Source organism: Aurantivibrio plasticivorans, from assembly GCF_055392955.1.
In genome coordinates this window covers 3345863-3364422 of sequence record NZ_AP036020.1, presented here as the reverse complement: position 1 = coordinate 3364422, position 18560 = coordinate 3345863, and the positions used below count along the sequence as shown (strand labels likewise).

At 46.3% G+C, this 18560-nt stretch carries 15 protein-coding genes; 6 read left to right on the top strand and 9 right to left on the bottom strand.

From position 1 onward, the window contains the following. Positions 1–76: 76 nt before the first annotated feature. The 3 genes from ACZ5NB_RS15050 to ACZ5NB_RS15040 all read left to right on the top strand — a co-directional run bounded on the left by ACZ5NB_RS15050 (position 77) and on the right by ACZ5NB_RS15040 (position 2430). The gene (locus tag ACZ5NB_RS15050; protein ID WP_460233055.1) at positions 77–1327 is read left to right on the top strand and encodes a flavin-dependent oxidoreductase; all 1251 of its coding nucleotides are present in this window, start codon (positions 77–79) and stop codon (positions 1325–1327) included. A gap of 2 nt (positions 1328–1329) precedes the next feature. Next, positions 1330–1806 carry a DUF3237 domain-containing protein gene (locus tag ACZ5NB_RS15045; protein ID WP_460233054.1) on the top strand — a complete coding sequence of 159 codons (477 nt, stop codon included), beginning with the start codon at positions 1330–1332 and terminating at the stop codon, positions 1804–1806. A gap of 126 nt (positions 1807–1932) precedes the next feature. Then, positions 1933–2430, top strand: a complete 498-nt coding sequence (locus tag ACZ5NB_RS15040) for a DUF3237 family protein (protein WP_460233053.1) — start codon at positions 1933–1935, stop codon at positions 2428–2430. Positions 2431–2487: 57 nt separating this feature from the next. On the opposite strand, the gene ACZ5NB_RS15035 is transcribed toward ACZ5NB_RS15040, so the two are convergent. After that, positions 2488–3153, bottom strand: coding sequence for a response regulator (locus tag ACZ5NB_RS15035; RefSeq protein ID WP_460233052.1), 666 nt, complete (start codon positions 3151–3153; stop codon positions 2488–2490). 260 nt (positions 3154–3413) lie between these two features. On the opposite strand from ACZ5NB_RS15035, the gene ACZ5NB_RS15030 reads away from it, so the two are divergent. Together ACZ5NB_RS15030 and ACZ5NB_RS15025 are read left to right on the top strand one after the other, a co-directional pair. Further along, a complete protein-coding gene (locus ACZ5NB_RS15030) occupies positions 3414–5450 on the top strand; it encodes a TonB-dependent receptor (protein WP_464107570.1) in 2037 nt (678 codons plus the stop codon). A gap of 11 nt (positions 5451–5461) precedes the next feature. Then, entirely contained in the window at positions 5462–6745 is a 1284-nt protein-coding gene (locus tag ACZ5NB_RS15025; RefSeq protein ID WP_460233050.1) for a hypothetical protein, read from the top strand. A 105-nt stretch (positions 6746–6850) separates the two neighbouring features. Here ACZ5NB_RS15025 and ACZ5NB_RS15020 read toward each other — a convergent pair whose 3' ends face one another. Continuing rightward, entirely contained in the window at positions 6851–7921 is a 1071-nt protein-coding gene (locus tag ACZ5NB_RS15020) for a hypothetical protein (protein ID WP_460233049.1), read from the bottom strand. Between the two features lie 185 nt (positions 7922–8106). Here ACZ5NB_RS15020 and ACZ5NB_RS15015 point away from each other — a divergent pair, with 185 nt between their 5' ends. Next, positions 8107–10572: a CARDB domain-containing protein gene (locus tag ACZ5NB_RS15015; RefSeq protein WP_460233048.1), complete on the top strand. Its 2466-nt coding sequence runs from the start codon at positions 8107–8109 to the stop codon at positions 10570–10572. A gap of 49 nt (positions 10573–10621) precedes the next feature. On the opposite strand, the gene ACZ5NB_RS15010 is transcribed toward ACZ5NB_RS15015, so the two are convergent. From ACZ5NB_RS15010 to ACZ5NB_RS14980, 7 genes are all read right to left on the bottom strand, one after another. Beyond that, positions 10622–12478, bottom strand: coding sequence for a sensor histidine kinase (locus tag ACZ5NB_RS15010; protein ID WP_460233047.1), 1857 nt, complete (start codon positions 12476–12478; stop codon positions 10622–10624). A 361-nt stretch (positions 12479–12839) separates the two neighbouring features. Then, positions 12840–13511, bottom strand: coding sequence for a hypothetical protein (locus ACZ5NB_RS15005; RefSeq protein ID WP_460233046.1), 672 nt, complete (start codon positions 13509–13511; stop codon positions 12840–12842). Between the two features lie 351 nt (positions 13512–13862). Continuing rightward, a complete protein-coding gene (locus tag ACZ5NB_RS15000; RefSeq protein ID WP_460233045.1) occupies positions 13863–14219 on the bottom strand; it encodes a 2Fe-2S iron-sulfur cluster-binding protein in 357 nt (118 codons plus the stop codon). Between the two features lie 34 nt (positions 14220–14253). Continuing rightward, entirely contained in the window at positions 14254–14538 is a 285-nt protein-coding gene (locus ACZ5NB_RS14995) for a 2Fe-2S iron-sulfur cluster-binding protein (RefSeq protein ID WP_460233044.1), read from the bottom strand. 605 nt (positions 14539–15143) lie between these two features. Then, positions 15144–15926, bottom strand: coding sequence for an SDR family NAD(P)-dependent oxidoreductase (locus tag ACZ5NB_RS14990; protein ID WP_460239154.1), 783 nt, complete (start codon positions 15924–15926; stop codon positions 15144–15146). Between the two features lie 25 nt (positions 15927–15951). Next, positions 15952–17460: a phenylacetate--CoA ligase family protein gene (locus ACZ5NB_RS14985; protein ID WP_460239155.1), complete on the bottom strand. Its 1509-nt coding sequence runs from the start codon at positions 17458–17460 to the stop codon at positions 15952–15954. Positions 17461–17524: 64 nt separating this feature from the next. After that, the gene (locus tag ACZ5NB_RS14980) at positions 17525–18295 is read right to left on the bottom strand and encodes a hypothetical protein (protein ID WP_460233041.1); all 771 of its coding nucleotides are present in this window, start codon (positions 18293–18295) and stop codon (positions 17525–17527) included. Between the last annotated feature and the right edge of the window lie 265 nt (positions 18296–18560).

The following is an 18560-nucleotide window of genomic DNA, read 5'->3' as shown; positions in this document are numbered from 1 at the left end:
ATTAGTTCAACATACTAATCAATTCTATTATCATGCCTTGCTCAAAAAATAACATGCAGCATGGGTTGATGAATTGATGAAGCCAATCATTATTGCAGGTGCAGGCCCGGTAGGCCTTACCTTAGCTCTTCTTCTGAACCAACAAGGTAAATCGGTACTGGTGCTTGAAGCGGTTGATGAAATACAGCCGCTTGGTGTAGGCATTAACTTGTTGCCCCATTCAGTTCGAGTGCTTTGCGGGTTGGGGCTAGAGCCAAAATTGGACGAAATCGCCATTCGCACTAGCGCGCTTCACTATTACAACAAATTGGGTCAGCAAATTTGGGCTGAGCCACGTGGTTTGAATGCGGGCTATCACTTTCCACAGTTTTCTATTCATCGTGGCGAGCTGCAGATGATGCTATTGCGCGAAGCACGATTCAAATTGGGAGAAGAGCAGGTTCGCACTGGTTACAAATTGGATAGCTGGAAAGACACAGCTGATGGTATTGAAGCGACCTTTGAAAAAACAAATGGTGAACGTGAGGTCATTGAAGGAGCCTGTTTAATCGCTGCCGATGGTATTAAATCAACCGCCAGAAAAACCCTCTATCCTGATGAAGGCTCACCTATCTACGGGGGCCGTATTTTGTGGCGCGGCGTCACCATCGATAAACCATTCCTTGATGGCAGTACCATGTTCATGGCAGGTCACCAAGATTGTAAATTCGTCGCCTATCCATTGATGCCTGTTGGCGAAGATAAAGTCTTGATTAACTGGATTGCCGAATTGAGTGTTCCAGATTACGTGCAAAACGAGCAAGATTGGAACAAGGAAGTCTCAATTGATGTGTTTAGACCATCATTCGAAGATTGGGATTTTGGCTGGGTGAATGTGCCAAGCATTATTGACAATTGTGAGCATGTTTACGAATTCCCGCTATCTGATCGCGACCCGTTACCGCAATGGACATTTGGTAATATGACTCTCATTGGCGATGCCGCGCACCCGATGTACCCGATTGGATCAAATGGTGCATCTCAGGGCATCCTGGACGCTGAAAAGTTAGCCGATGAATTTGCCAAGGGGGATGATCTAACCACAACTTTTGCCAATTATGAGAAAGAACGTCGCCCGGCGACTGCAAACATCGTCTTACTTAACCGTAAAAACGGCCCAGAACAGGTGATGCAAATGGCCGAAGAACGGTCGCCCGACGGTTTCGATCATATCCATGATGTGATTCCGCAAGCGGAGCTTGAAGAAGTCGCTGCGCGCTACAAACAAACCGCGGGCTTTAATATTGAAGCCGTCAACAAAGACGCTAAAGAAACTCAACCTAGCTAACCATGGACACCTTGACGACACCGGTACAACCGTCACTCGAACACTTTATTCGCGTTATGTTAGAGGTTGGAGCGCCGACACAGATCGGTGAAACAGCCAACGGTATGCGTCGCTATGTGCCGATTCTTGGCGGCATATTTGAAGGCGAAGGTATACGGGGGAAGGTGCTAGCGGGCGGTGGCGATTGGCTGCTACAGCGGCAAGATGGTAGCACGTTGATTGATGCTCGATATTCTCTTGAAACAGACCACGGGCAGATTATCTATATTCAAGATCGTGGTTTTCGCCATGGGCCCGAACAAGTGATGGCAAGGCTCGCGGCTGGTGAGCCTGTTGACCCTAGCGAATATTATTTTCGTACCTCTGCAACCCTCGAGACCTCTGTACCGGAACTGATGTGGCTAAATCAAACACTATTTGTTGGCTCTGGTATGCGCAAAGCGGCTAATGTTATTGTAGATTTTTACATCACCGAATAAATTCTTCTGACGGGCGTCAATCAGTTCTACGTTCGCTATTTTAATAAAAAGGGAATACCGATGTTTAAATCATGCAGTGTTTTAGTGAAGACCTTATTTTTACTACTTTCCACGGTTGGTTTTACGATGAATAGCTCAGCAGATACCTGGCAAAAACCGGATGTAAAAATCCCTACCACTGAGTTGGTAATGGACTTGAAAGTGCTCATTGGTGCGCCGGTTCGAGTGGGCCCTAGTGATGCGGGAATGCGTCAATTCATTCCCATTACTGGGGGTGAATTTGAAGGCCAACACTTGGATGGTGCGAAAATCAGCGGTGAAGTGATACCGGGCGGTGCAGATTGGCAGCTGGTTAGACCAGATGGTGTGCTTGAAGTCAAAGCGATTTATGCGATTAAAACCGCTGATGGCGCTGTGATTGAAGTCGATAACCGAGGGCTGGTTGCCTCTGTCGCGGCGGATGAGGAAAAAAACATGCCCGCCTCACGTTATGTTCGTACAACGCCAACGTTTAAAGCCCCTAAGGGCCAGTACGAATGGCTTAATCAGCGTGTCTTTACAGGGACAATCACGCCATCACCCAAAGGTGATTTTGTGCAAATTAGAGTGTTTGTGATTCACTGATCAGCGAATTAATTCATCACCAGGCGCGCGCTATCAAGCCGCCTGATCTAAAAACCGCTAATGAGGCCGGTCAATTAGGCCCAGCTGCATCGCTTCAAATACAGCCTGGCCTCGCGAGTTCACCGATAGTTTTCGATAGATGTGCTTAACATGCGATGTCACTGTGTGGGTCGACATGGTCAGCATGTTGCCAATCTCTGCGTAGGTAAAGCCTTTCGCCACTAAGTTCAATACTTCTTCTTCGCGTGAAGTTAATTTTGGCGCTTCATCATCGCCGTTGTTGTCAGTGGGGGCGCGAAACCGTTTGAGCAGATGACGGGCAATGCTTGGGCTAATTGGTGAGCCACCGTCTAATAGTTGTCGTATTGAATTGAGAATATGATTTGCTTCATGATCTTTGAGCAAATATCCCGACGCGCCGGCTTCAATGGCCGATACCACATGCTTTTCATCGCCAAAAATAGTGATGACAACGATTTCAGATTTAGGTGATAAAGCCTGGGTTTCCTTAATGAGATCTATGCCACTTCCGTCAGGCAACCCCAAGTCCACCAGCAATACTCGTGGCTTAGTGTCTGCGATTAGCTGTCTCGCTTCGGCGCAATTTTGCGCGACACCACTCAGGTGAAATTCATTGGAGCGGAAAATCACTTCAGCCAAGCGTTCGCGAGTTGCTTGGTTGTCTTCCACTATAGCAACCGTTGGCGTTTCCGTGTCATTCATGGTTGGGCATTCCTATATAGTCAATCGCCTATAGCGTGGTTGCTTCACAGTTGACGGCCGATAGGGCCATACATTGAGGTGCTAGCTTGCGTTAAATGGTGCCGTTAAGCCATCCCCTATATGGGGGATAGGACTATCGCTTTACGACCGCTAACTTATCCGCTTATGAGGGACTTATTATCTCTGAGAGTGCGAGGAATGCAATGAATGGGGCGGAAAAGGGTACTATGACTAGGAAGAGGCTGTTGGTTTGTGGGCTGATGAGTGGATTGGCTGCATGGACATCTGTTGTGGATGCAGGGTTTATTGAGCCGTTGTCATTTCAACAGGGCGAATGGATAAGCGCTGCTACATCGATACGATTTCGTGTGGTTGATGACTCCGATGTGAAAGCCGAGCGGTTGGCGTTTTTTATTGGTGGGCGTGACGTAACAGCGTTGATTCGTCAGGAAGCGCTAGATGAATTTCTTTACCCCTCAAGCGACCTGCCTTTGCCGAAGGGGGAGCAGTCGCTCTTGGTCTATGCCATTACTCAGGACGGTCAGTGGCAGGTTATTGCAGAGTTACCGCTTAATGTTTTAACTCGCGGCGGCTTTGAAACGGCTGAAGTTCGCGTCACCGGCGATGTCACAGAAAGTTCTCAGTTTTCCAGTCGCGCGAAAGGTGACGCTCAACCCACTGATCCAGACACCTATCATCACTTGTCAGGTAACTTTGGGGTGTCGACCCGGCACACCCGCGCAGATTGGGAAATTCGCAGCAATGCGAATATCGTTAGTACTAGCGAGCGAGAGCAAGCGCTGCGTTTTAATGAGCTTGACAATGAGGCTCCCAAAACCGACCTTTCTGACTATTTAGTTGAAGTTCAAAAAAATAATACCTTGCTTGCTGTAGGGCATGTTAGCTACGGCAACAACCCGCTCTTGGTAAGTGGCATTTCAAATCGCGGTGTTGTAGCGAGAACCAAATTGTTGGGCGTTGATGTTTCGGTAACAAGCCAGAGCGGACAAACCATTACGGGCTACAATAATATTTTAGGTACTAAAAATTATAGCGAAAATAGTATCCAGGCAACGACATTCGGTTACGACCTGCTATCTAACAACCTCGGTTCTTTGCGCGCCGAGTTGAGTTATCTCACGGCAGAAATTACGTCAGATTTAGGATTTAATATTGGTGAGGTAGCCGACGCGGAAAAAAGCCAGGGCTACGGTTTGGTGGTTTCGGGGCAATCTGCCTCCGGGGCATTGCGTGTCAATCTTAGCTACGCTAACAGTCGTTATGAAAACCCCAATGACCCTTTTCTGTCCCAGGGGGATGATCTTGTTGAGTCTCTCGAAACGAAAGACGACGCCTATAGTGCGTCTCTTGACTGGTCTTTTCTACAGCCAAATTATGAAACTGGTTCGAATTCGAATCTGACCCTGAGTTTTAAACAAGAAGAGACCGATCCCCTGTACAAAAGTGTCGGCGCGTTTGTGAATGCCGATACCCGAAGTCGTGTGATATCGTTGAGTGGTCAGTTAGGGCATGTATCACTTCAGTTGGCAACAAATGAAAGTCGAGATAACTTAGATGACCTCGACACGGTATTGACGACAGTGACCAAAAATAATTCAATTAATCTGAATATGCCTGTTAGTGCGTTTAGTGAGGATCCCAAAGTCTACTTACCAAGTAACGTTGGTTATAGTCTAACTCGAATTCATCAATACGGTGATAACCTGCCGGTCGGTTTTGATCCCAATTCCCACATTCCAGATCAATTTAATATCAGCCATAACCTTAACTTTAATTGGCAGATTGGTATGACCAGTATTGGGTATACCTTCAGTTGGTCTGATCAAGATAATCGTCAGCCCGGGCGAGCGGAAGCAGACTTTCGCGATATCAATCATGGTATTTCTATAAACACCCAAATAGCGTCGACGGTTAATTTGGGGCTCACTTTGGGGAAGGTTGCTTCGAACGATTTCGAGCAATCCCTCAAGCGTTACAACGACACGGCCAGTCTCAACCTGGGTTGGCAAATGACCAACAATTTATCATTGAGTGGCAACTACAGTTACTCAGAATCTGAAGACTCACAAAATTTTAATGATGCTGAAAATTACTCTATGCAAACCCAGCTGTCCTATCAATTTACTATCCCGAGCTTTGGTGGCCACAGCATGCCAGCGCAGATGTATTTAAGACATTCGCTGAATGATAATTACAGTATCGATAATCAATTTCTATTTGAAAGTAGTGGACGAAACTGGTCGACCCATGGCGGTCTTTCGATCAGCTTATTTTAAGGAGTCATGCAATGATTAATGTAAAATCCACAACAAAAAACCTAAGGGTTTATCTCGCATGGCTAATTGTATCCGCTCTAGTCAGTGCTGAGGTTGGCGCTGTGTCTGGCGTCAATCCATCGGGTGTTAACGTTAGCCATACGGGAGTAACAACGGTATTTTTAACCTTTCAAAATATTGGTGCTAACGAGGTGCCGGTTGAAGCGTTTTGGTGTAGCGAAGTGACCTCGACGGGTGTGAGTGCCTTTAATCCTTGTGTGCCAGGGACCTTGTTGGGGAATCTCCCGGCGCGGAATAATTTGGCACAAACGAGTGGTACAGGCGGTGTTAACAACTTAACGGATATTATGACGATCCCTGCCTCGGTTACACGCAAGGCATTTCAGTTAGCGCAACAAAGCAGCAATGGCAGCTTCTACTACGTCCGACGTTTTAACGATGGTCTAACGGATGCCTATGTGACGGTTACATGTCGGCTCGCAGGTGGCGGGGCACGATCTCCGCTCGCGTTAACGGATGTTCGGATTGAGTTTGACGCTCAAGAAGGTATGAGGCCTGTGTATTTTTTATCTCAGGAAGATGCTGTCCCCGCTATTAAGGCGTCCATTAAATACAATGGCACGGGTCGTTTTAAAGGGCGTTGGGAAGTCGTTATGCCTGGCGACCCCGAGCCATCAGCCTTAGATTTATTCACCGAGGCAACGCTTCCCGTTGAGCAACGACAAGCACAGCGTCAATACACCGTCTTATCGCACTTTGATGTATTTCTTCCTCCATCGGGTGAATTTACTCTCTCTGGGCCGAATCCATCACAAATACCCAAAGATATAGACGGACCATATAAAATATTACTGCGTGTGGAGGCAACGGCCGATAAAGAGGGTAATTCGAATACGTTGAGTGGTGTCGCCAACTCCGGTGGCGTTGCTGGTTTTCCCATGCCGGTGTTACGTTATTTTGTAGGTAGTGGGGACTCGATCGATGGTTTCGAAACTCGCCGTAACGCAAAAACGTTATTAGTGTTATCCCCTTCACCCGCGTTAGTGACAACCTCAGATCAATCAACTGTTTTTAGCTGGCAGCCAGTCCAAGAAGCCCAGCTTTACGAATTGCAAGTGAAGTCGGAGCAAGGTGTTGTATTATCTGCAATCGTCAAGGAGGGGGCTTATCAATATGTCGCACCGCCCTGGCACATAGTCTCTGGCTTTGGTGCGATGAAGTGGCAAGTGAAAGCACTCAACACATCGGGCCGCGTCATTGCAGAAAGTGATTGGCGAGAAATAACCGTCGAATAACTTGCTATTTAGCAATTAAAAAAAGCCACAGTGTGGCTTTTTTTGTGTCCGTACTAAAGAGATTTAATTCGCAATGAGTTTGTCTTTATAGAAGACGTGCTGCGGTTATCTACTAAGGACGTTATTAATGTCCTGTAAGCTATACCCAGAATATTGTAGTGCTTGACGAATTGTTTGCTCATCAGCTCGGTAGATGTTTTTACAAATTTCGTAAGACGCTTGAAAGGAGATATTGAACTCGGACTTAAGTGCTTTCAATGTCTCGTTGAGCGGGTAGCCAACGCGTTTAAGCAGTGATGCGCTGTTAGTGCACCTGGATGTAGTGCAGTTCGTCGTATCGATTGCGACATTCGCGCGTTTCAGCACAGAAACAAGCTGCATTGCATTGGGGTTATAGGCGGTTTTAATCGCTTGTACAATTTTTTCTGGGTTACTTTCAATGCTTTGGAGCGCCGACGGTATTTGGGCTAATGGGTAGTTGGCACTCTTTAACCAAATCGCCGTTTGCGACGCTGAGCCGCGAAAGAGTGCCTTAGCAATTTTCGCGGATGTTTGCGGTGAGGCACGCAAAGCTTGGTTACAGGCTAAGATTATGTCGCTTGCGGGATACCCTTCTGCTTTGAGCGTGCTGGCAATGCTTTGAGTGGAGGCGTTATAAACGCGTTGTAGAGCGCCTGCGATGTCTCCAATGCCATGCCTAGAACTCATCAACAGTTTTGTGGTTTGCTCTGCATTTAGCGTGTATTGCGACTTCAAAACACGCGCAATATCGATAGCGCTGCGCCCCTGGCGTGTCCAATCAGTCGTTAGCGCTTGCGGACTAGTGGCGCTATCCAATGCTGAATCGATGCATTTTACTGAGACCAGTTTTTTCGGTGGGGTGTGAAGCCCTCGATGCGGACTGGATTGGTTGGTAGGAATCAGTAATGGTCGCCCGCCTTGAAAAATGACTTCCAGTGATTGCCTGCCAATATTCTCCACTCGCAGTGTATCGACTTGATTGATGTTTCTCGTTTCACCAGTAGAGAGTGACAGTGTTCTTTGGGGATTACTGGAGCCATTGGAAAACTCATATTTGAGTCTACACTCATTGGCTGCGGAGGTACTCCCGCTTGCTAGCAACACCGCAACAAACAACGGGTGAAACCTGGTAGATAGTGATTTCCGCGCGGTCATGTAACGGTTTCCTCAACTGTGATATAGCCATTTATACAGAGAGCATACGCATGTTGTGGAGTGACCCATATCACCTAAATAGGGGATGCCCAAAAGGGCTCTGTCCCTTGTTTGGGGGATATCAGCACTGCCGCGGGCTGTTTATGATTCTTAACGTTGTAAAAACACACGTTAAGGAGACTACCATGTTACATATTACTAGGAAGGAATTGGGATTAACTGTAAAACCGTGCGTATCGAAAACACTTTCTGTTGCGACGCTCATGATGCTGAGCGGAATGAGCCTGTCAGCGTTTGCCGCAAATGAATGTCGAATTGAATATGGTTATCACACGGGCTCGGGGTTTAATAGACAAGATAAAGTAAAGAGAGTTTATCTTGACGTCAACGAAACCAAAACCATCAATCAAAGTAAGCTGAACTACGTAAAGAACCTAAAAGATAATAAAGCGACTTTTTATCTAACAGGTGTTTCAGATATCACGCTTGACAAAAATTCGATTAACCCTCTGGTTGGATTTTACCTAACACCTGTCAGATTAGACAAAGTCAGGTGCCTTAATCAAACAACCCAATCTTTTAATGCACCGGAAGCGCTGATTCAAGCGTTCAAACAAGCCAATAAAACCGCGAGCCAAATAGCGGAAGGTTTGAATGATACGTTCAACCTTGGCGGTCAACAAATTGCGCAACTACTTAGGGCGGCGAACTACAGTGCAAACCAAGTTGCAAAAGCCTTGCAGGACACCTTTAATGCCTCTGCTCAGCAAATTGGAGGGTGGATGAAGGCGGCAGGCTATACTGGCGCGCAGGTTATATCCGCAGTGAAAAACGTGGTTGGCGCGAGTGTTCAAACCGCTGCCAGAATTGCTAAACAAACATTCAATGCTGCAGGAGCGACAGTAGCGGCTTGGCTAAAGGGTGCCGGTTATGCTGCAAGAGATATTGCTCAAGCGTTACAGAGTGAATTAAACGCGTCTGCTCAGCAGGTGGCGACATGGTTAAAGGCGGCAGGCTACACTGGTTCGCAAGTCATCGGTGCTATAAAACAAGGCGTTCAAGCTAGTGCTCAAGTCGCGGCGGATATCGCAAGTTCAGTATTTAATGCTGGTGCGCAGACGGCGGCGCAATGGATGAAAGCAGCCGGTTATACAGCAGAACAAATTGCGGCGAGTGTTATTAGTGCTTACAACATGGGAGCTGCCCAAGTTGCCGAGGTTCTAAAAGCGGTAGGCTACTCAGGCGCTCAGGTGATCGCTGCAATTAAACAAGGTGTTCAGGCCACTGCGCAGACGGCGGCGGCAATTGCTCAATCCGTATTTAATGCATCGGCGCAAACCGCGACCCAGTGGATGAAGGCAGCAGGTTATACAGCTGCACAAATTGCATCGGGCTTAGCCAGCGCTTACAACATGACTGCTGCTCAAATTGCGCAAGGAATGGAGGCCGTTGGCTACTCAACAGGGCAGATTGTTGCAGCACTAAAATCCGGTATCAATACTTCAGCTAATGAAATGGCCGCACTCCTCAAGCAAATGGGTGTCACCAAAGAAAATGCCGAGCGTGCGATGCGAAGCGCTGGCTATACTGCGCGTCAGATTGCTGCTGCCATTGCAAGTGTGTGGAATGAAGCGGGACGAGCGACGGGCAAGGTTGTTGATAACGCAGCGCGGGTAGTAAAAAATCCAACAACTATCGGAGTAAAAATTAATTGCGTACTAGGCGCAGCGAGTCACGTGTGCAAAGAATTTAGCACTAAAAAAACGCCAGAGGGAACGATGTTTTTGCGCTATCAACTAAGACAGTTTGACTTTGAGTTGAAAGGTTTAAACTTTCAAGGCGTCACAAGCGTATCGGGTCTCCCTGGTCGCGTCAGTATCCGCAAGAAAACGCCAACAAACATGATCATCCGTGTAACGTCACGTTACACAGGTCAGACTTGGCAAGGAGCAACGACAGGGATTGCGCACTTAATGGTAAACGGCCGCCGAGTCGCGGGTGGTGAATTCCGTTGGACCGTAATTCCTGAGCGCTATCAATCACAAGGAACTGGCGTACGTGTTGTTGGTGGTAGCATGGGTTCAAGAACCACTAATAGCGGTTCAAACAATTCGCAAACTTCGTCAAAAGCCGATCTAAAACCCGAAAGTTTGATGAATCACTGGAGCTACAAATCATCCGTCACCAAGTATGATAGCCGTGGAGGCAGCTACGTTTATCATTCTGTTGACCCTAGTTTTTGCAGCACAGGTATGACAACGCATACTAGTAATAATACAGAAGGCTCTGGGCTTCTGGGTAGCTACCAGCGTCGTAATTTTACCCTTCCAGCAGTCATTGGTGTGAACGTACGCAACCAAGGATCGGCAGCTTCTGGTTCTTCCGATGTAAAAATGAAGTCAGGCAATCAAGTGGTTGGAGAAACGGCTCTACCGGCAGTTCAGGCGGGTCAAACATTTAACGTATCGATTCCTCGACCTAGTAACTACAATCGCAGCAAGTGCGTTGTTCGCGGAGGGGGACTGTCGAATACGGGTTGTTATGCCTGCTTGTATGATTCGGGAGAAGATGGTGATTTACTCATCGAGGTGGATAGCAATAATAGTGTTCAAGAAAGTAATGAGAACAATAACTCAGCGCTATTTAATTAAACACTAAGTAAACAAGAGGGACTAAAGGCCGCGTAATCACGCGGCCTTTTTATTTTGAAAGTGTTACGGGAATCCATAGCGACACGCTGGTACCGTGAGTATTGTGAGTGCTTTCGTCTTGAGCGCTGGTAACATCAAGCACACCATTTAATAAAACCGCACGGTTTTTCATGTTCACTAAACCATAAGAGCCAGATTTTTTTTCACTTTGAAAGCCAACACCATTATCGGTCATAGTGATATGGACAAAATCATCTTGATCTTGGCGGTCAAGTTTGCAAGAAAGGGTGATTGTGTCGGCACCGGAGTGCTTGACAACATTGGTTATAGCCTCTTGCAGGATGCGCATCAATTGCAAAGCATGTTCTGAATTGAACCAGGCAACATCGGGGATATCGTCAATGTCCCAAGCCAGTTTTATCCCTGCTTGATTAAGCCGGATCTCTAGCCTTTCACGAATCGTCGCAAGTATGCCGAGAATATCGCCTTGATCGGAGGTGGGCTCAAGGCTGCTGATGATGAGTCGTAAATCGTCTAGCGACGTCTTAACATAATCCATGATGTCTTCATTCGTGACATTTCCTTTTTGAAGTACGGCAATCGTGTTGACTAACTGTCCGCCGACACCATCATGAATTTCTCTGAGTAAGCGCTCTCGCTCCTGAGTAATGGCGTCCTTAACTGACGATATATTCGTGCGCATATCTTCGTTCTCTTTGTTGAGAGACACGATGCGACGGAAAAAAATCAGTCCGCCTAGAAGACTAGCGACGAGTGGAATAAACGGGTACTTTGGGGTAATGGCCGTAATCCTAAAGAAATAAAAGGTCATGTCGTATGCAACCATCGCACAGATGATGAGGCCGCTAGATAACATCCATAGGCCTACCTCTTTTCGGCGTAGCCAGCCGTGAACGCTCAACATACCGCCAGTGACAAAGGTAATCAGTGCGGTGATACCAAGGAATAATACCGTCAGGCCTGAATAGTCTAATGCTGATTTAGATACGACAACCAACACGTGAAGCAGAAGCAAACCAACGAGAACCCATTCTATGATACGGCGGTTGAGATTAAGCATCCTCGCGACTGCACCGTAATAGCATGTTGCGGCCGCCTGAAGGCTGAATTGAAATAAAAACAGCCAATATTTTTCCGGCAAAGGGACATCTTTAACGAAGAGCTTAAAACTATAAATTAGCCAAAACACAGAACCGGCGATAAACCATATATAGCTTTTGGGAAGACGTAGCGAGAAATAGAAAACTGTCATGATGACAATGCCTATCGCCATCAAGAGTGAGAGAATTTGCGCGGTGGTAATTTTTAGGAAAGTTGCTCGACTATGCTCGCTTTCCAAGTTGTCATATAAATCCAATACCGGCTCGTATATGCCGTTTGTATTGGTCAGCATCACCTTCAGTCGGATGTATAAACTGTTCTCACCCTCTTTCAAAAATTCTGCGGGTAGTTCAAACAGTTGTGGATAGTTCCAATTAACCTGCGGCGGCCCATCGATGTCACCGGTTGCCCCAACCTCGACGTTATTTACCCAAATACTCGCTTGTGAATTAATACGACCAAAAAATAAGCCAAGCTTCTCTTCTGGAATGGTGTCTAACGTAAACGTGGTTCGATACCATGCTTCCCGATAAATGGCGCGCCTTTGCGGTAGCCAAATATCTTTTAATCGTGTTGGCTGCCAGCCTTCGATGACATCCTGAGGCGGTGTAGCGCGATCAGCGATAAACAGGCGCTCGAACTGCGTTAATGTTTGCTTTTCGAATAGGGCGCTTTGCGCAAATAAAGCGCCGGTATAGATTGCAAGCGCACCTGACAAAATCCAGGCAAGCAGATGTCGTGCATCATAGCCACTGAGGCTGCCTGTGTGGGGAGTATTTGTCATTTCTGTAGGCCTAGTGTGTTACGCAATAAGTGCCTTGCTGTGAGCGCAGCGGGGAATAGATATTTAGCATGACTAACGGGCGTCAATATACCGAATTCGATACATGTCCACAATTTTGTTGTTGGGCGAGCGCATCAGCGCTATGTCCATTTCGATAGAGCCATTCGATTGGCTCTCATTGTGTGATGTATTACTCAAAACCTCGCGCGGAGCTCGCAGATACTCTTGATCTGGTTACTGGTGCGCGACGTAGATTAGTGACGATCGATAGGTTGTCGTTAGGTGGGTTTACATTCGATCAGCTGATATTAACGAGTACCAGGGCGGCCGCCTTAATCAGCGCTTGGTGATGCAGCCTAGCTTAGACTTCGCTATTCCAGTCGGTGCGTATCACGCGCCAATATACGCGGTTGACCGCGCTAGCGGTACGCTTGGTAGTCAGTGGAATATCGTGGTTGGAAACGTGAATGAGCGCCTCAGACTCACAGAGTTTATCGAGTATATAATAATCTTGAGCGGAGATTATTTTGCTCTGATAGGCGGTTTTGAGTAGTGTGGCATATCGTGTTTTTTTCCCGCCGTAAAAAGACCCCAGTATTCCTTCGATAACCCCAGTTGCCATGACGCAATAGGCGGTCCACGCTTCGGAGTCAAAACATTTGTCGGCTTCTTCGGCTAATGCAGCAAGACGCTTCAAGCGCTCATTATCTTCAATGTAAGAGAACAAATCGCGATAATTTTTGATCTGAGTGAACTGGATGGTGAGGTGTGCTGTGGGCAAAGCCTGGCGATAGCCAATAGTCTGATTTTGAACGCGCAGAGACCGGCTTGTTAGCTCAAATTGTTCTTGTGGAATCGCCACTTTATGGTTCCGTGGGCGCGCAACTTGTAGTTGGTGGCCAACTACATCGTAGGCGGCGAGATAGGGAATACTATACACAAGGTCGTACTTTTCCGTGGGATCGGAGGAATTACCTATAATCTTCGGATTGCGGAGGACGAGTGATTCACTTTTAAGGGGGGTACTGTTCATGCTGCTAATTCTACGCCTACTAAACTCGGCCGCCAAGCAGTAGTATTTTAGAGTTTGACCATCATCATACCTAGGTGATGAAAGCTGTATGTTGGCATTGCAGTTAGGTTTTGCTTGCCATACAACGGATATATAAGTGCTATAACTATTTGGGTCGAAAAGTGATTGTTAAAATTGGTAAATTTCCGGGATTTCGTTTTAGCTATAGGCCTTGGGATTACTCTACGAAATCTATGAGGGAGGGTTGTTGGAGCTTGCGTACTTGAAATCAATTAGCGAACAGAGGCTGACGAAAATTGCAGAAAATATCTAGACGCTAAAAGATTCAAGTGCAAAACATGCTAGAAAACATTATTCAACGTCATACTCTACTAGCAAATCCTCATCGCGCACAATCATTTGGCAGGCTAATCGCCAAGTGCAGGGGAAATCGTCTACAAGCATTTTGTCGACTTCTGCTCGAGTGATTTTACCTAACTCGAGTAAGACTGAACGCTCCTTTTCGGTTAACGGTCCTGCCATGCGTTCTTTAGTTTCGAGAGAAACAACCTTAACTAGACACGTACCGCATTTCCCATCCTGGCAATTAAATTGGATGGGTATTTTGTGTTCCTTGGCTATTTGTAGAATGGTTTCCGTATGGCTTCCGGCAACAGCATAAAGAGTTTTGGTCTTGTAGTTTGGGCTACTGAACATTATATCTGGCATTGTGTCTACCTCTTCATTAAAAACTAATTTGAAATTAAGCTGGGCTTACCGTGACATCACCCAACACTTGTGCCTGGCAGGCTAAGCGATGGTGTCTACCTGCTGCGTTATCAGCTAGCACTTTTTCCTCGATAACAGATTTCTGGGAAAGATTCTCCCATCCTTCTTGCACTTTCATTATGCATGTTCCGCAATCACCTTCTCGGCAACCATAAACTATTCCTGATCCAAGCTTGTCCGAAATCTCGATGACTCGAACGCCGACTGGTACGGTTACGGTTACATCAATATCTTTAAATGTTAATTTGGCTTTTGCCATGACTATATCCCCTTTTTAAAGTTGTTGGCCCTAGCAAAAGACAACCTGATGCCGTGAGCAAAAATGACTAAGCGGTGGTCATCTATCAATCGACTGGTCGATGATTTACGAATTCAAATTGCTTGCTCATTGAGTGATCGTATCGATTAAACGTCAACCGACAGCATCCTATAAGCAATAGCTGCACCAAGTTAATGGCGAAATTCTAAGTCATTGAATTTATGGAAGTTTAGTAATATCCATTCCCTCAAAAAAAAGTGGGCTTTCCAATTATTGTCTTGTTTACAACAATTTGAGATCAAAGGATTTTTTTTTTGATTCTGGATTGCATGGTATATGTCGTTTTCACGACAAGTTTTGCCAATATGGAGTTTTGAGAGACTTATAAATTTTCTCGTTGGAAGAAAAGAAACAAAGGCACGTTAGATAAGGGTGCTTTGAACTAAATCGAGCAGGTATTTGATTAACCTGAGATGATTTTTTGCTGATTGCAAACCTAAATCCGCTTGATTAAGTTGCCTGCAAGATATGGCCTGCTTTCGAATTTATTCGCCTGATAGATGGAATTGTTGAAAATCGTTGTCTCAAGTGATGTATCAACCAAATTAAAATTGAACGCGTCTTGTCGCACCGCCATCTACAACCAGGTTGCTACCGGTGATGAATGATGCCGCAGGGCTAGCAAGGAAAAGCACTGCATTTGACACGTCGCTTGGACGGCCCATGCGCCCGATACGACACCGCTCTTTCATGGCGTTGTAGACAGGTGGGTTGTGCTGCCGAATGTTGTCCCATACTCCGCCGCTGAATTCTACAGGACCTGGCGATACACTGTTGACGCGGATACCTTCCGGCGCGAGCTGTGTGCTTAACATCGAAGCGAAGTGAAGCAAGCTGGCTTTAACACTGCCATAGGGCGCGACATTATTGCCACCCATAACATCAACAGCGCTTTCTACACTGGCCGTTGAGTTGATGAAGGTGATTGACGCGTGATCTGAATGAGCGAGCTGAGGTATTGCACTTGTGACGAACTGAATGTTGCCGAGTAGGTCACTGTCGAGCATTTGTTTCCAGCCCTCCAGGTCAGAACCCGTCACCATAGCACTGGCATTCACGACAATACCGTCAATACCTCCCCACAACGACGCAGATTCATTCACCCATTGCTCGACACTGCTGTGATTTGAGATATCTACCTGGTAAGTTTTTAGTGAATCTCCGTGGTGTGCGTTGAGTTCTGAAGCGAGTGAGTCTAATGAGTCTGAAGACCTACCGCAGGTTGACACCCTGCAACCCTCTTGAAGCAGCGCGGTAACGATTGCCTTACCGATCCCGCGTGTGCCACCAGACACCAAAAAACGTGCCTCTTTTAGTTCTAAGTCCATCGTTTAATTTCCAGATTGGTTGAAGTTACGAAGGCGCGGAATCTGTAGTGCGAGCCCATTTTTGTTTGATGCCTTGCTGAAAGTAGCGCTCATCTTCGTAGGGCAGTAGACGCACAGTGGGATCCACTTTTTTCCCTAACGCTTGAAGGTTGTTTGCATACTCGGAGCTGTGGTGAGCCAGAGAAGGCCGAATGTGCTCTATGAGTTCTTTAACGAGAGTAGGGGTACTCTCCTGGCCATTTTTCAACTCAATGGAGACGACTAGTCGTTGATCACCGTGACCGTCTTCATCAATTTCCATGCAGAATCGACCGGTTAAGTATTGTTTGAATCGGCTGTCTTGTACCGGCTCGCGTATGTGCTCCGGGAAGATAATAGCACCATAAAACTTTACCGAGAAATCAACGCGCTCGTGAACATAAACAAAAGGTAATTCGGGCAGCGGGCCTGCGCCTCGTTCTTTCGCCTCACGTTCAAAATCGATTCCACTTGCGGCTAACATTTCTTTTGCTTGAGCAAAGCTAAACACGCCACCTCGGTCGCCAAGTGAGTATCGAATGAGTGGGAGTGCGCTATCACCTGACACCAAAATATTACTGTCTTCGCAGTCGAAATTTGTAAAGTGCGGATTGTATTGTGCGGCGGTAGGGTTTTTGCTCGCTAAGAAAAAGTCTGAGGCAACTTGCGGGTTTTCACTGGCCAGCTTTTTAAGGAGTATGCCAGCTGCGCCTTCGATAGCCATAGCGCCTATGTCGGCAGAGCCATAGATGTTGTGGATATCGGTGAAAGGGTTCGAAATCCCAATATGATCACACAAGTATTGTCGGAAGGTTTCCGTAATTGCTTCCGCTGCAAACATCAATTTGATGTTTAATGAACGCACATCAATATTTTCGTTGATAGCGGTATCAAAAACATCTTTGATAAACGGCGGGTAACCTAACAGCACGACCTCTTCATACTGTGGTGCGAGATTCTTTAAGGCAGAGAGAATTTCGGGTTTGTTGATTCCCGGCGCGATAATGCTGATTGCTCGTTCATCGCGTTGTTGTAACATCTGTAGCGCGCTGTAGATTAACACCCCACCAATCCATACGCCCATGCCAAAGCAGACGATGGTTAATACGGGGCCTTTGCAGTGGGACTGGTTCAGGAATTGCTCCAATAAATAAGAGCCTTGCCGATCCAATTGTTGCGTGCGTGGAAAATAGTAGGGTGCGCCCGTGGACCCGGAGGTGGAGCACAGCATTAAACCGCGATTGATATGTCCATCCCAGCATAACATCGGCATCGGGTATTGCCGTAGATAGTTGTCTTTGCTTACAGGAGGGACAACAGAGAGATCGTTATAGTGTTTAACTTTACTAGGGTCAATTTTATGTTTTTTTAAAAAATCAGCGTAGGCTGGTACTCGTTGGCTTACTTGTTGAAAAAGCAGCAGAAGTGTCTGCTGCTTTTCTTGTAGCCACCAGTCGCTTGATTGCGAAAAGCCACTGTGGGTTGTATTACGAGTGGCCAGGTTGTTTAGGTGCATACTAGTAACCTCTAAAACTTCAACTTCGATACTAAAAGATGTTCTGGCCCAACCTAGTTAATAGCTAAGCTGGTTCAGGCTCTTTCATTAATGAAGTTTTCAGGTCTTTAGCTTGCTGCATGCAATAGTCAAAGAAGCGCATGTAAATGGTTGATGACTCTGTGCCTACTTCTATAAGCGGCTCGATAGTTTCGGGGAAGTCCTTGAGGAATTTACTCAACACTTGTTTGTTGAACTCAGTATGCGCAATGTCTATTTCAACATGATCGGTAATGAAGGACAGTTTTGATAGTACGTCCTCTCCGCAAATGTCGCGTGTGTATTGTATTAATTTAGGCCCAAGAATTGGTGCCAGACTTTCAATTTCATATTGAATAGCAACTTGGCAATAGGGTGTTGGTCCCACAATGTTTTCTTCGTGAATGTCTTCATACTCTCGCACTACGCGTGGTCTCGTATTTCCGTCGAAATGGCTGAGCGATATTTTTTCGTCGTGAGTGGCATTCCAAAGGTCGATTAAATTGGCGTAGTCGCGTTGCATCATCTTTTGATGACCGGCTTCGTGGCGTGCGTGCTTTAGGAGATCTTTGCCGAGGATTTCATATCCCTTGGCGATTGATGCTTCTCCCGCTCGGCAAATCCAGTCTTCAACTGGCTCGGTCATATTCACACCCAGCACATTATAGAAAATCCAAAAAAGGTGCACGGTATCACGGTCGAGTGAGTAGTCTAAGATTCGTTCAGCAATGTCAGAGTTGAGCGCCTGGTCTCGAACGGGTTGCAGTGCGTTTTCGTATGTGTCGATTAATGATTGGTTACTGAATTGATTTTCCATTCTCACCCTCTATTGGTCATTGATAAGTAATAAAACACCCCTAGTACAACGAATGGTATGTATTCATTGTTAAAGTAGTCTGTCAAAAAATTGACGACAACGATTTATATAGTAGAGAAATGAGTAGAGCGCCAAAAAAATTCTGAAAATAATCGCAAACTTGATAAAAATGTATTTAGGTTGGCGTGTAAATCATCTGCCTGGCGGGTAAGGTAGCTTTCAATGAAAGGGCTATTCGAGGGGAGATAAAAAGACCAGCAAATGC